Consider the following 12823-nt stretch of genomic DNA (forward strand, 5'->3'; position numbering starts at 1 on the left):
CAATTGAGTCAATCAACGATCGCGTCGACGAGGCCCCAGTCCAACGCAGTGGCGGCGTCGATGCGACGCCCGCTCATCACCAGATACGCGGTGCGCCAGCGGCCGATCCGCCGCGGAATGCTGACCGTGCCTCCGGCCCCGGGGACCAGCCCGAGGTCCAGTTCGGGTAAACCGAGAAGCGTTCCGCGATGGGCGCTGACGTGCCCGCAGTAGGCGGCCATCTCCAGGCCGCTGCCCAGTACGGCGCCGTGAACTTCGGCGCGACAGCGGGCCCCGAGTCTCGAGGTCAGCGCGTCGAGAAGCAGCGCGGGGCTGTGCCGGGTCCGAGCGAGGTGTGAGTTGGCGGGATCGGTGAACATGCCGAATTCCGACAGGTCGCCGCCGCTGCAGAACGAGCGGCCCCGGCCCCGCAACATCACGGACTCGACTGATCGATCGAGCAGCGCAACCGTCAGTCCGTCGATCAGTCCGGCGCGCAGCGAGTTGCTGAACGCATTGTGGCGATCCGGCCGGTTGAACATGATGCTGACGTCAGAATCAGTGCGGGACAACAATACTGAGTCGTCCTGAACGTGGCGACGGCGCGGGCCCTGAGTGGCGAGCCACTGTGCGAACTCGGGCCCGGCCTGCAAGGTCGAGTAGGCCAGAGATTCGGTGATCAAACCAGCTGCGGTGTTGCCCTGCGAAGATCCTGCGCGTAAAACGTCGTCGCAGATGGTCGCCGCGACAGGACGTGCAGCGATCCGCTCGATGATCAGGGCGACTGTCTCGTCGATCGAGGCGACCTGCACCAGACGAGGGTCATCGGCGACCTGATCGGTCAGGGTGAACGACGCCCGATCGAGCCACTGTGCCGCCGGCCCGGAGGTCGGCAGCGGCCCACGGCACACCCCTACAGTCGGGCCGGTCAACGACCACTCGTCGGCAACCGGCAACAGCGGATCAAGGAGGTCGATGATCGGCAAGTCATCAGTCACAATCGGCCCTCCCATCGCGATATGAAGACTACTCGAATCAACTAGCGAGCACTGCGAGTGTTCAGCTTGGGCGATCCATCCACCAAAGGTGCCGACCGAGACCAGACCATGACAAGAGACGAAGGACCCATACGGCAGGACATCGACAGGGTGTTGGTGCGAACAGTATGTTCGCACAGTGCGTGTGCAAAACGACTAGTTACTCTGTGGGTGGACCTCGACCCAGACGGCATTGACCAGCGACGCGGCTAGCGTGGGTGACCACGACGATCGAGCACCAGGAATGGTGCGACGGCGCCATGCCGGCAGTACACCGTCAGGCTCGCCGAAGCGTTCTCTATGAGATCGACGTTTGTGAGCGAAATGTGTTGTGGCCTCAGCGGTGGCCGTCACCTCTCGACCGGTCGGCTTCGACTTGCTGACCCATCACTTACCCATCACTTTGAGCTGGATTTCCAGAGACGGACATGGTGGTCCTTGGACACTCCAACCAAGTTCTTGCTGCTCAGCAGTACAGCCGTGGACTGCAGTGGACAGGTAACGATGTACGAGTCGAGATCAAGAGGTTAGGGGTTCGAATCCCCTCGGGCGCAAGTCGATACGGCCTGCACCTTCGCTCACGCGAGGTGTGGGCCGTCTTCATTTTTTGGGGTGTTCGGTGGCGGTGGATGGTCGGCGTTGGGATTCGTCCTGCGCTAAATCCATTTAGCGCAGATGCCGGCCGACCGACCTCGATAAGTACAGCCCCTAACGGCACCGGGCATGAAGTTTGCCATCAGTGTCGGTACCGCGTTGTTCGAAACTCTCATCGGGCCCTGGCCACCACCCAACTGCTCGTCGGCCGTGGAGCAGCAACCTTGTAGATTCCTTCTTCTAGGGCGAGAGATGATCTACGGAGTGCTTGCAATCGTTGTCGCGCTGAATGCCGCGGACGGTCGCTCACGCTCATCAACTCACGCGTCGGCGACGGCGCCGATCACTAACACCAGCGTATTTCCAAGGTCTCTTCGTTTGATGTCGCGCCGCCCCCGCGGGGGGTCCATGCTCTCTACGTTCGTCCGGCGCGGAACGCCCTTGCCAGGGCGTGACCCCCGCAACCCGTGACTGAGACTGAGTCACAAGTGGGGCTTCGTGGCAGTCCTCCAGGGACCGGGTGGCACCCCTGCGAGCTCTCCCGCGACGGCCGCAAACGCGGAACTTCTGTCGCCGACGTGATGGGGCGACCAGTGTTCGTGACCCGTAGTGGCAGCCGGGCGACCCCATTTTCGTAGGGCGAGAAGAAACGGTCGCAAATGGTACGCAACTAAATTGCGCACAACTGAGTGGTGCACTACTGTCTTGGGTGTAGCAAGTATCCGGGTCCCGGGCGGCTCGGCGTCACCAGGTTTTGCAAGGAGAATCACAATGAATGACAGCAAAAACGCGACCACAGACCTTTTGAACCGCCTGATCGGCGGCTACTGGTCCGGGTATGCCCAGCACAAAGCACACGTCGCTCTTGTCGATTCCTGGGGACTGGAAGGTCTGGCAACCGCGATGCGCACGCACATCGACGACGAACCTGAAACAATCACGGCCCTGCTCGAGCGGCTCCTCGACCTGGGAGGTCAACCAGACTTCACCATTGCGACGCCCCAGATAGGCGTGGACCTGAAGCAAGTCCTTCACAATGACTACGAGGCCCAGGTCAATGTTCGACCGGCTCTGAACAGTGCCGCCGAGCAGGCTGCAGCTGCCCACGATGCGACAACCCGTTCGCTGCTCGAACAGATCCTCAAAGACGAGGAAGCGCATCTCAATTGGCTTGCAACCGAAGTCGAGCTGTACGAACGGCTCGGGGACTCGCTGTACGTCGCGAACCGGCTCAACTAGACACAACCCGACTGGGAGTCGGTCGTCGAAGCCAGGTGGCTATTCGATGACGATGTCGATGCTGTCGGAGGGCGTCGGTGCCGTTGTCGAGCATTGTGGCGAGGAGAACGGTGTCGGGCGGGTCGGCGACCGAGGTATGGAACGGTTTGGCCTGGATGGAGGTGAGACCTCACGGTGTTTGGCATGGGGCGAGAGCCCCGCGGCGACGTGCGTCTCATGGGCGAGGTTCATGAAAACCCACAGGGCCGCAGAGGTTGGATACGCTGGAGTAGGTCGGCCAGGGTACTCGCCAACATCACCGATTCGGCCGATCTGTTCGCGTAGCTCAGCACAACCCGCTCGTCGTGGACTTCGGGCGCAGTTTGAGGATGGACAGCACCGGGGTGAAATCAATGCCGACCGCGACCAGAACGAGTGGCTTGTCCCAACGTGCCAGCACAAATGAGCCCGCGGGCCGCAGCGCTGAGAGGGGTCATCCCCACGGTTGCGTCGTCGCAGAGTCGATTTGACGCGCAGCCGCCCTGGGTGCATTTGACCGAAATGGCTGATCCACTGAGAAAGGGATCCGCACCGTCGAGAAGATCGAAGATCAGTTCGACGCAATTGTTTTCGCGACGGGATTCGATGTATCCATGGAGGGCACACCGATTCCGATCACCGGCCGCGAGGGCCGCGTCCTCGCTGACGAATGGAGTGCAGGCGCGTACGCCTGCAAATCCGTCGCCGTCTCGGGATATCCGAACATGTACTTCACTTTCGGTCCGAACTCCGGCCTGAACCACAGCTCAGCGTTGGTGTGCAATGATCGCCCGCGAACTGTTAGTTTTCGGACCCTGCTGGCGGCGCGAGCGATGTGATCGTCGTGGGTGTCAGGACAGCCGGCAATCTCCCACCGCGTGGCAGAACGAGCGGTCCGGTCGTGGTTGAGTCGCGGTATACCGTCGGCGATGTGTTCATTGGACCGCAGCGCGACGAGGGAAGTTGCAAGGAGACTCGGCCCATTGGTGCAGAGCTCACGACGATGGGGCTTTGCGCCCCCCAACGCAGCTAGAACCTGCGTTGGGGGGGCATGAGGATGTTCTCAGCGGAATCAGATGGTCCCGCTATCTCGGTTGATCGGTCCCGGACGGCTTGTATGCGCTGGTCGAGGACGGTCATGCCGATGATGCCGTCGAGTGGAGTTCGTGCGGCGACGTGGTAGGCGAGCACTCCGCTGGCGCTCAGGCCGAAGAGAAAGATCGGTCGGTGTGTGCGTTGGCGTTCGGCGGCAACGAAGGCAACGACAAGGTCATCGGGCGGAAGGAACTGTTCTAGTTCGCGCCATGACTGCTGCTCTGCGTAGGTGCGTGTGGGGGCTTTGGTGGTCACAGCGGTGTCGCCTCCTGGGAAGATGTGGCTTGCTCAATCGTTTTGGCGCCGTGGCCGCACGGCAGTGACTGTTATTTCCGGCGGGGCAGGGATGCGATCGCGTCCGGGCCGGCGTTGGTGGCGGTGTGGCGGTGGTCGAGGGCGATTGTGGGGTGTGTGGGGCAGGTGACCACGGCGGTGACCTGCTCTCCACAGTCGCGGTGTCGGACTTCCCATGACCCGCCGGTACTGGGTGCTCGGTGTTTGTCGCCCCAGTTCAGCAGGGCAATCAGGACGGGAAAAAGGTCGAGTCCTGCGGCGGTGAGTCGGTATTCGTGGCGGGTGCGTGTGCCGGGTTCGCGGTACTTGCGGGCCTCGATCACGTCCGCGTCTTGCAGTTCCCGGAGCCGGCGTGCGAGGACTGCCTCGCTGATGCCGATGTGGTGTTGGATGTCGTCGAAGCGATGGACCCCGTTGAACAGTTCGCGAATGATGAGCAACGACCACTTCTGGCCGACGATGTCGAGCGTCGCTTGGACCGAGCAGTTGGTGGTGTCCACATCGAGCCATCGCATAGCTCAAGCCTAGGTTGTTCGGTCTTCGCCGCGGTCAGTCGCCGCTGTGCATGGCGTTTGATGAGTGCGGTCGCGGTGCTGTCATCGCCGAGATGTTGCGGCGCACTTCGTCGAGGTGGTGTTCACCGACGTCGCGGGGCGTCATGTCGTGGCGCACGCACAACGCGGCGGCGGCCGCGGCGGCGATGGCGTGCTGTGCGCCGTTGCCCATGAACTTGGTGACCGACCCCGCGACATGGGTGACGCTGATGTGTTTACCGGCCATCATCACGTTGTCGAGGTCGGCCGAATACAGACACCGGAACGGCACGTCGAACGGGAGTCCGTCACGGGTGTCCCATTTCCAGTCCTTGAGGCGGAAATCGTAGGTGTCGTCGATCGGATAATGCAGGCAGAACGCCCCGGAGTTTGTTGCCACCGCATCGTCGAAGTGGCGGTGCTCGCGAATGTCGTTCTCCGTCAACACATGGTCACCCAGGTAGCGGCGAAATTCGCCCTGTCCGGGAACGAAAGCAACCCAGTCGAGCGCCAGGTTCGACCACGTGTCCGGTTCCAGGGCATTGACGTTCGCGAAGGTCCCGTAGATCGCGCACAGCAGATGGTCACGGATCTGTTCGCCTTGGGTGTACGGATTGAGGAACTGGCCGTACTCCCAGAAATGTGTGGCAGGAAAGAGCATTCGGCGCCGCGTGGCCGGGTCGGGATGGCGAAATCGTCCTGCCACGGGGCCCGGTCCGTTGTCGATGCCCGGCTCGACGAGTTGGCCACCCAGGTTCGCGTAGTCCTTGGCCACCTCCAGGGCCCATGGCACCTCGGGGAAGGAGACGGGTGCATCATGCTCGCGGGTGCGAAAGAACAGCGTGTGCCCGTGATGCTGTTCGAGACGCTCTGGAGGCGCCGAGGGTTCGTCGTGCTCTGCTGCTGACTCATTTCCGTACAGAGTGCGCGCGCCCGCCAGCAGGCCGATGATCGCCGTCCCGCTGCAATCGATCACGACAGGTGCCCGCAACCGGAGCTCGCGTCCGGTCCGTTGGTCGCGCGCGTCGACCGCGGTCACCCGGCGCTCCTCGGTGATCACGTTGAACACCCGGTGTTCAAAGAAGACCGTGACACGGGTCTGTGCGGCGAGGACGTCGTGGGCGGTCAGATCCCCATCGGGGTTGCGGGCCGACAACTCGTTGACCAGCGGCCCGGTTTCGCCACGTGGGGTGATGCCAATCTCCACACTGGCATTGCCGCCCAGAACAGGCCGGTCGTGGACGAGAGCGACCCGGAGGCCGAGCCGGGCCGCAGCCAGCGCGCCGGCGCATCCCGTGACACCGCCACCGATGATCAGGACGTCGAATGGGCCACCGTCAGGCGGGATATCCGGCAGCCCGAGAAGTTCTCGTCGCCATCGCCGCAGGACCACTGCCTCGTCGGGCGGGGGTGCGTCGTCGAGGCTGAGATAGATTGCGTCGCAACGCGCGTCGAAACCGGTGAGGTCATGGAGAGTTATTTCTGTTGCGCCGCTGGCGATGTGGACGGTGGGTGCGTCCGCGGGCTCCCACGCCCAACCGTTACCACTCGCTCCGAACGGCTCGGCCAGCGTGCGCCCGCCGATCGTGACGGTGAAACGTCCCGGGTGATGCGAGGGCACCCAGTCCTTGGTTCTGACCCACACGCGATAGTGGCCCGCCTGGGGAATCTCGACGGTGGCGTGAGCGTCGGCGACAGGTGTGCCCAGGCCGTGCCCCAGCAGGTACGGTGCACCCATCTCGTGCGCGAACTGTGAATCGAAGGTCCAGCCGCCGCGGTCGTGAAAGTCTTGGGCCTGCACGAGGACGTGGCGAGGCTGGGGGGAGTCGGTTGCTGTCGCGGTCATCGGGTCAGCGCTGTGAGTTCGTCGAGGGTCAGCACCGCGTGGACCAGTCGGGGGAGTGTGATGTCGATGGTGCTCTTGTGGCCGGCCGGGCTAAAACCCACACAGCAGTCGCTGACGACAGTGGTGTGCAAGCCCGCTTCGAGCGCATCGCGGGCGGTGGAATCGACCTCGATCTCGGTGCGGGCGCCCGCAACGATCACCCGATCGATCTGCCTGTCGGTGAGCGCGGCCAGCAGTGCCGGGTTGGTGAACGCTGATAGCCCTGGAAACGGCGCGATCAGCAGCTCGTTGTCGGCCAGATCAACGGATTCGTCTACCGGCTGTACCGGCTGTACCGGTTCACCGCCGGCGCCGCGATCTGCACTCTGTTCGGCCGCGTCAATGGCGGCAGACTGGTCCCGTGAGGCGACGATGACGGTGATGTCGGCCTTGCGGGCCCAGCGCCGTAACCGAACACCGTTGGGTGGGCTGTCTGGTCGCGTGTTGTGCGTTGGAGCCACGACAATGACCGCGGTGTGGCTCGGGTGGTAGGTGTTTTGCGGACGCATTCTCCATGCGACCAGTCCCCGCATCACCCGGTCGACCGCGGTGTTGAACACACTCACGATGCGAACTCCGCGGTCGTGATCAGCTCATCGACCACCAGGGGGAGCGAGCCGCCCAACGCGGCATCCTGATCGGCCGCTGTCCACGCAGCGACGGCATCGGCGAGCACACTGACTCGATAACCGAGGTCCACGCCGTGGCGGGCGGTGGATTCGATGCACGTGTTGGTCAACAGCCCACCGATCACGACGTGCTCGGTCCCGATCGATTGCAGATGTGCGTGCAGATCCGTCCCCCCGAAACCGCTGGACACGTGGTGTGGTGTGGCAACGAACTCCCCGGCGGCGGGGGCGAGTTCAGGGTGAAATCGCCCTCCGAACCCGTCGAAGAACCGACTCAGGCGCATCAGGTCCTGATTGGGTGTCGGATGTGCGTGCACCCCGCACTCGCTTGCGCGTGAATGTGGGGCGAACACGACGGGTACCCCCCGGCCCCGCGCTGATGCGATGGCTTCGCGCAGATTGTCGACCAAACCCACCTGGCCGGAGACTTCACGAAGCAACGGCCATCCCTTACCGCGGCGGGAAACGAAGTCGTTCAACGGATCCACGACAAGCAGAGCTGATGGCATGCGGCCCCCGGCCGGTCGGGGCGATCGGAGTCGATCGCCATTCAGTTGACTTTCAACCGTGAAGTTAGCCACCATAGCCCTGACTGTCAACAGTGCAGCCAGCGGTCGGGTGGAACGCTGTCGCTATCACAGGCAGCACGACTCAGGAGGGGACGAGTGGTCACCAAACGCGCCGTCTGCACGGTCTGCGACATCGCCTGCCAACTGCAGGTCGAGGTGGACGATGGCCGGGTGACGCGGGTGTCGCCGCCGGCGAATCCGGTCATCGCCGGCAACTTTTGCCTGAAGGGCATCGCTGCCCCACGGCTGTACGACCGACCTGACCGGCTCACTCGGCCCCTGCGGCGGGTGGGTGAACGCGGTGACGGCGAGTTCGAGCCGGTGTCGTGGGACGACGCGATGGGTGAGATCGCCGAGCGGCTCACCAGGGTCATCGACTGCCACGGCCCCGAAGCGTTCGCGGTGTCGACCTCGAATTGGAACACCAGCGTGGAGAACGGCATCGGCCGACGGGTGATGAACCTGCTGGGCTCGCCGAACTGGGTCAGTGGCGTCGCGATGTGTATGGGTAACACCGCCGCGGTCAACAAACTCACCTACGGCTGGTTTCCCTGGCCTGACCTGATCAACACCGATCTGGTAGTGCTGTTCGGTCACAACCCGCGCAAGCACTCCTGGACCCCGATCTACCGACTGATCCGCCAGATGCAAGCCAAGGGTGGCACTCTGATCGTCCTCGACCCGCGGGTGTCGGGTCAGGCGTCTCGAGCCGACATCCACCTGCAACTGCGCGGGGGCACCGACGCAGCGATGTGCCTGGGATGGCTCAACGTCATCATCAGCGAAAAGCTCTACGACCATGACTTCGTTCGTGACTGGACCGTCGGATTTGACGACATCGCGGCCCGGGCGGCGGAGTATCCACCCGAGCGGGTCGCCGAGATCACCGGAGTGGACGCCGAACTCATCCGGCGGGCGGCGCGCATGTACGCCGGTGCTCGATCGGCGGTCATCCCGTGGTCGCCGGTGGTGGATCAGCAGGTCTCGTCGACATCGATCATCCGGCTCCAGGCGATCCTGCGTGCCATCTGCGGTCACCTCGACATCCCCGGCGGGGACCTGCTCTACGGCTTCAACCCCGACATCCGCGCGGAGTCGACCATCGAGATGCACGAGGCACTCTCTGCCGAGCAACGGGCCAAACAGTTCGGTTACGACCAGTTCCCGGTGTATACCCATCGGGTCGGCGACATGCTCGCACCGCACACCGAGCGGGTGCACGGCTACCCCTACGCCAACATCATCATGGGCTCCTACATGGCCAACCCCAGCCTGCTGTTTCGTGCCATGGCGACCGGTGACCCCTACCCGGTGAAGGCTTTCATCACTTTGGGCAACAACACCCTGATGAGTTATCCGAACCAGCAACAGGTGCGAGCAGGGCTGCTCAACCAGGATCTGATCGTGGCTCACGAACTGTTCATGACCCCGACTGCGCAGCTGGCTGATTTCGTGTTGCCCGGCGACACCTGGCTCGAGCGCCCGAACGTGCATGACTCTTTCGGATGGCGTTCGTGGCTGGTCGCGTCCGAGCAAGCCGTCGAACCACCGGGTCAGAGCCGCAGCGTGTTCGAGTTCTGGCGTGATCTGGGGATGCGGATGGGCCTGGCCGAGCACCTGCCCTGGGCGACGCTCGAAGAGATGCTCGACTACCGGCTCGAACCGTCGGGGATGACCTTCAAGCAGTTCTGCGAGCGCTACGACATGAAATTGGCCCCCAAGCCCTACCGCACCTACCGCAAACACGGATTCGGTACCCCCAGTGGCAAAGTCGAGCTGAGGTCCTCGATCCTGGAGAACCTCGGATTCGATCCGTTGCCTTATTACCGGGAGGCGCCGCGCTCGCCGGACCATCCCATGACGGTGTTCATCGGCGTCCGCGAAGACCCGTACTTCCAAACCGGGCAACGCCAGTTGCCCTCGGCCCGCAAACTGTCACCCTGGCCAACGGTATTCGTCCACCCCGACGACGCCACGACCTACGGACTGACCCAAGACGCCTGGGCCGAAGTCGAGTCCGTCCACGGGGTAGTGCAGGCGAAAGTCGACATCCGATCCGACATGCTGCCCGGCCACCTTCGTGTGCCACACGGATGGTGGTTCCCGGAGCTGCTAAGTCACATCCCCGATGCCGGGGCCGACTTACACAACGACGGCATGTTGGTCGGCGATGGCCCAGAGCATCTCGACCGCGAGCAGGGAGTCCCGCACTTCAAGGGATTCGCCGGCCGCATCCGGCCCCTGGCGATGCCGCCCGCGCACATACCGCTCACCCTGTTCGGCGCGGGTGAGAACTGATCGTGACCCGACTCGACCAGTTGCGGCTCTTTGCCCGGGAACGCCGCGCCGCTACCGAGCAGTTTCTGCTCGGCCGGGCGTTGCGCACCGACCCCACCATCATCAACCGCATCATCACCCGCGTGGTCTTGACCAGAATCCCGCAGTTCCCGGCCGAGAAGGGGCGAACCCGCAAGGTCGACGACGCGGCGCGCGGTGGTTAGCGCCTCGTCGCCTACCGGCGGGCAACGCCAACGGTGTCCTGCTCCGCTCGACGAACTCGGACACCCGACTTCTACAGCGACCGGTGATTGAGTGCAACGGCCGGCGACAGTCCCCCGTCGTTGCCGTCGGATGCGTCCGCCACGGCGGGGGAGTTCTCGGCACCGTCAGCGCGGCCAGTGACAGTCGATGAGAGGAGCTCGCTTTGACCAACAGCAGCGCAACGGGAGTGCGACCGCCGCCGTTGGCTGGTCTGCGTGTCGTTGACTTCGGTCAATACATTGCGGGCCCGATGGCCGCGGTTCTGCCTGCCGACCAGGGCGCCGACGTAATCTGCATCGAGCCCGTGGAAGGCCCCCGATGGCCGGACCCGGCGGCCGAGACGCTCGCACGCGGCAAACGACGTGAGCGCATCGACCTGTCGACCCCGTCGGGGGCAGCGAGAGCGCGCGAACACCGACGGTCGCGGAGACTGGATCGAGGTACCGCTGCTCGACGCCACGATGTCTGCCGCGGCGGGACCGCTCCTGCGCGCCGTGGACCAGCCGCGGCGGTACAGCGAAATCCCCATCCCCTCACCGGTGCTGGACCGCATTCGCTGCCAGTGGCTTCGCCCGGGCACCGCCCGGAAAGCAGAACGGTTTGTTGGCGCACCTGCTGCCGCCCTTCTTCCGCAGCTACCTGACCGGCAGCGGTCGATCGCTGTTCGTCGCCGCGATCGATCACCGCGACCACGTCGAGGGGTTTCTGACCGCACTGTCGGTCACCGATGCGGCTAAACGTTTGGGGTTCGTCCGCGGCAGCGTGCTCGATGACCCCGCCCGCCCAGGCAACCTCTACGCCTACCGCCTCTCGATGCGATGGGTACGCCTGCGGCGCACGATTTCCGCGGCCCTGCGACACCAGGACCCCATCGATGTCGAGCAACGACTCGTCGACGCGGGAGTCCCTGCCGGAGCGCACCGAACGACCCAGGAGTTCGTCGGCGTCCCTGCGCTGATCGGCTCGGGTGTCGTCATCCACCCACCAGCCGGGCACGGCCCGGTGGTGCAGCCAGGCCCCTCGTCGACATCGCCGGCACCCAGACGCGGACAGCGGTGTCGCACACGCAGCCCGCGGCGGCGACCTAAGTGAACTGGCGAGACGAACGGCGCTTCGCCGCGCCGGTCAGCCCAACCCCCGCCACGGCCCACCAGGCCCGCCCGCCGTTGCACGGTGTGGTGGTTCTCGACGTGTCGAACGTGATTGCCGGGCCGGCCGCAACGCGCACCCTGGCCGAAATCCGTGCCGAGGTGACACGGATCGATTCGGTGACGCCGTCGATGGGTCCACGCATGCTGCTGCACATGGGTCTCGACGTCAATCAGGGCAAACGCAGCATCTGGTGCGACCTAAAGACCGAGTCAGGTCGTGACATCCGCGACCGGCTGCTCACGGCCGCCGACGTCGTCGTCTACAACAAGACATCGGCCCAGGCTCAGCGGCTTGGCGTGGCACCGGCAGATGTGCACCACCACAACCCTGACGCGGTGGTGTGTGCACTCACCGCGTTCAGCGGCATCCACGCAGGGGGGGGAGGACCGCCCAGGCTACGACCCGATCGTGCAAGCCGTCACCGGGATCATGTCGCGGTTCGGTGGTGCCGACACGCCCGCTCTGCATGGTCTGGCCGCCACCGTGGACTACCTCACGGGGTATTCCGCGGCGTTCTGGGTCTGTGTGGGACTCCTGGCCCGCCGCACCGGCTCGACCGACGTGATCGCGCACATCGCTGGTCCGCGCGGCCACCTGGATCCAGTTCCCGTTCCTGTCCCGCTCAGGCACCTTCGGAGGACGCATCACCCCGAACGGTAACAACCGATCAAGGTCGGATCCACCGTTAATCGGACCCCCCCGATTTACCTGCCTACTTTTGGGCCGGAGGCGACAATAGGGTGAAATCTTGGATGGGTGGAGGACTGTCGATCGCTGGTTCGTTGGGCGTGCGTCAGTGGCCGGCGGACAGCAACGCACGCTCTTTGGGAGTGGTGCCGCCCCAGATCCCGTATGGCTCGCCAGCAGTCAGTGCGTGTGAACGACATTCGTTCTGTACGGGGCAGTGCACACAGACTGCTTTCGCGTGGGCTTCGAGGAGTGCCCGGTCTCCTCCGCGCGAGCTGTTCGGAGGGAAGAACACCGTTACATCTGTTGTGCGGCAGCTGGCGTCGCGCTGCCAGTCCCAGTGCTCCATGACAGGACGGGGAAGTGTTGGAGTCGTGGTCCGATAGCGGGAGACGATGGCATCGGTGACGGTGTCTTTGGGCATGATCTCTCTATCTGGTCGTGCGAGCGAACGTGTTGTCGGTCGTGGTCGAAGGCTGGGGGTGCGGTGTGTGCGGATCACCGGGTTCGCTGGCTACTGCCCGGGCTGCTCTGTGTGTCGGGGCCAGTGGCGCCCGGGGGTTTGCTGTGG

At 64.3% G+C, this 12823-nt stretch carries 13 protein-coding genes and 3 pseudogenes; 8 read left to right on the forward strand and 8 right to left on the reverse strand.

Annotated features, from left to right (window positions below; all coding sequences use genetic code 11):
- Nucleotides 1-8 precede the first annotated feature (8 nt).
- On the reverse strand, nucleotides 9-956 hold the full coding sequence (locus ACVWY6_RS18375) for an enoyl-CoA hydratase/isomerase family protein (RefSeq protein WP_457540210.1): 948 nt from the start codon (nucleotides 954-956) through the stop codon (nucleotides 9-11).
- A 1425-nt stretch (nucleotides 957-2381) separates the two neighbouring features.
- On the opposite strand from ACVWY6_RS18375, the gene ACVWY6_RS18380 reads away from it, so the two are divergent.
- Together ACVWY6_RS18380 and ACVWY6_RS18385 are read left to right on the forward strand one after the other, a co-directional pair.
- Nucleotides 2382-2849, forward strand: coding sequence for a ferritin-like domain-containing protein (locus ACVWY6_RS18380; protein WP_457539977.1), 468 nt, complete (start codon nucleotides 2382-2384; stop codon nucleotides 2847-2849).
- Nucleotides 2850-3403: 554 nt separating this feature from the next.
- A pseudogene (locus tag ACVWY6_RS18385) lies at nucleotides 3404-3646 on the forward strand (4-hydroxyacetophenone monooxygenase); the annotation flags it as partial.
- Nucleotides 3647-3968: 322 nt separating this feature from the next.
- Here the strand turns inward: ACVWY6_RS18385 and ACVWY6_RS18390 are convergent.
- The 5 genes and pseudogenes from ACVWY6_RS18390 to ACVWY6_RS18410 all read right to left on the reverse strand — a co-directional run.
- Nucleotides 3969-4139 (reverse strand): annotated as a pseudogene (locus tag ACVWY6_RS18390) (alpha/beta hydrolase); the annotation flags it as partial.
- A 149-nt stretch (nucleotides 4140-4288) separates the two neighbouring features.
- Nucleotides 4289-4771: a winged helix-turn-helix transcriptional regulator gene (locus ACVWY6_RS18395; RefSeq protein WP_457539978.1), complete on the reverse strand. Its 483-nt coding sequence runs from the start codon at nucleotides 4769-4771 to the stop codon at nucleotides 4289-4291.
- Nucleotides 4772-4805: 34 nt separating this feature from the next.
- Nucleotides 4806-6635, reverse strand: coding sequence for an FAD-dependent oxidoreductase (locus tag ACVWY6_RS18400; protein ID WP_457539980.1), 1830 nt, complete (start codon nucleotides 6633-6635; stop codon nucleotides 4806-4808).
- The gene (locus ACVWY6_RS18405) at nucleotides 6632-7240 is read right to left on the reverse strand and encodes a cysteine hydrolase family protein (protein ID WP_457539982.1); all 609 of its coding nucleotides are present in this window, start codon (nucleotides 7238-7240) and stop codon (nucleotides 6632-6634) included. Before ACVWY6_RS18405 ends, ACVWY6_RS18400 begins: the two co-directional genes overlap by 4 nt.
- Nucleotides 7237-7812 carry a cysteine hydrolase family protein gene (locus ACVWY6_RS18410; RefSeq protein ID WP_457539983.1) on the reverse strand — a complete coding sequence of 192 codons (576 nt, stop codon included), beginning with the start codon at nucleotides 7810-7812 and terminating at the stop codon, nucleotides 7237-7239. The genes ACVWY6_RS18405 and ACVWY6_RS18410 overlap by 4 nt, the downstream gene beginning before the upstream one ends.
- A gap of 156 nt (nucleotides 7813-7968) precedes the next feature.
- On the opposite strand from ACVWY6_RS18410, the gene ACVWY6_RS18415 reads away from it, so the two are divergent.
- From ACVWY6_RS18415 to ACVWY6_RS18430, 4 genes are all read left to right on the forward strand, one after another.
- Nucleotides 7969-10170 (forward strand): molybdopterin-containing oxidoreductase family protein, encoded by a 2202-nt coding sequence (locus ACVWY6_RS18415; RefSeq protein ID WP_457539985.1) that lies wholly within the window; start codon nucleotides 7969-7971, stop codon nucleotides 10168-10170.
- 2 nt (nucleotides 10171-10172) lie between these two features.
- Nucleotides 10173-10373, forward strand: a complete 201-nt coding sequence (locus ACVWY6_RS18420) for a hypothetical protein (protein WP_457539987.1) — start codon at nucleotides 10173-10175, stop codon at nucleotides 10371-10373.
- A 290-nt stretch (nucleotides 10374-10663) separates the two neighbouring features.
- Nucleotides 10664-11056 (forward strand): hypothetical protein, encoded by a 393-nt coding sequence (locus ACVWY6_RS18425; protein ID WP_457540212.1) that lies wholly within the window; start codon nucleotides 10664-10666, stop codon nucleotides 11054-11056.
- Nucleotides 11014-11505 carry a hypothetical protein gene (locus tag ACVWY6_RS18430; protein WP_457539988.1) on the forward strand — a complete coding sequence of 164 codons (492 nt, stop codon included), beginning with the start codon at nucleotides 11014-11016 and terminating at the stop codon, nucleotides 11503-11505. The genes ACVWY6_RS18425 and ACVWY6_RS18430 overlap by 43 nt, the downstream gene beginning before the upstream one ends.
- Here the strand turns inward: ACVWY6_RS18430 and ACVWY6_RS18435 are convergent.
- Nucleotides 11498-11707 carry a hypothetical protein gene (locus ACVWY6_RS18435; RefSeq protein ID WP_457539990.1) on the reverse strand — a complete coding sequence of 70 codons (210 nt, stop codon included), beginning with the start codon at nucleotides 11705-11707 and terminating at the stop codon, nucleotides 11498-11500. The genes ACVWY6_RS18430 and ACVWY6_RS18435 overlap by 8 nt on opposite strands.
- Between ACVWY6_RS18435 and ACVWY6_RS18440 the strand changes: the two are divergent.
- Nucleotides 11613-11867 (forward strand): annotated as a pseudogene (locus tag ACVWY6_RS18440) (CoA transferase); the annotation flags it as partial. The gene ACVWY6_RS18435 and the pseudogene ACVWY6_RS18440 sit on opposite strands and share 95 nt — an antisense overlap.
- A 7-nt stretch (nucleotides 11868-11874) precedes the next feature.
- Nucleotides 11875-12225 (forward strand): CoA transferase, encoded by a 351-nt coding sequence (locus ACVWY6_RS18445; protein WP_457540213.1) that lies wholly within the window; start codon nucleotides 11875-11877, stop codon nucleotides 12223-12225.
- 133 nt (nucleotides 12226-12358) lie between these two features.
- Here ACVWY6_RS18445 and ACVWY6_RS18450 read toward each other — a convergent pair whose 3' ends face one another.
- A complete protein-coding gene (locus tag ACVWY6_RS18450) occupies nucleotides 12359-12676 on the reverse strand; it encodes a WhiB family transcriptional regulator (RefSeq protein ID WP_457539992.1) in 318 nt (105 codons plus the stop codon).
- Between the last annotated feature and the right edge of the window lie 147 nt (nucleotides 12677-12823).

It is taken from the genome of Williamsia sp. R60, assembly GCF_054063855.1.

Coding starts and splice junctions, on each gene's coding strand:
- ACVWY6_RS18380 (WP_457539977.1), top strand. CDS start 2,382: ATGAATGACAGCAAAAACGCGACCACAGACCTTTTGAACCGCCTGATC.
- ACVWY6_RS18395 (WP_457539978.1), bottom strand. CDS start 4,771: ATGCGATGGCTCGATGTGGACACCACCAACTGCTCGGTCCAAGCGACG.
- ACVWY6_RS18400 (WP_457539980.1), bottom strand. CDS start 6,635: ATGACCGCGACAGCAACCGACTCCCCCCAGCCTCGCCACGTCCTCGTG.
- ACVWY6_RS18410 (WP_457539983.1), bottom strand. CDS start 7,812: ATGCCATCAGCTCTGCTTGTCGTGGATCCGTTGAACGACTTCGTTTCC.
- ACVWY6_RS18425 (WP_457540212.1), top strand. CDS start 10,664: ATGGCCGCGGTTCTGCCTGCCGACCAGGGCGCCGACGTAATCTGCATC.
- ACVWY6_RS18435 (WP_457539990.1), bottom strand. CDS start 11,707: ATGCGTGGACCCATCGACGGCGTCACCGAATCGATCCGTGTCACCTCG.
- ACVWY6_RS18445 (WP_457540213.1), top strand. CDS start 11,875: ATGTGCACCACCACAACCCTGACGCGGTGGTGTGTGCACTCACCGCGT.
- ACVWY6_RS18450 (WP_457539992.1), bottom strand. CDS start 12,676: ATGCCCAAAGACACCGTCACCGATGCCATCGTCTCCCGCTATCGGACC.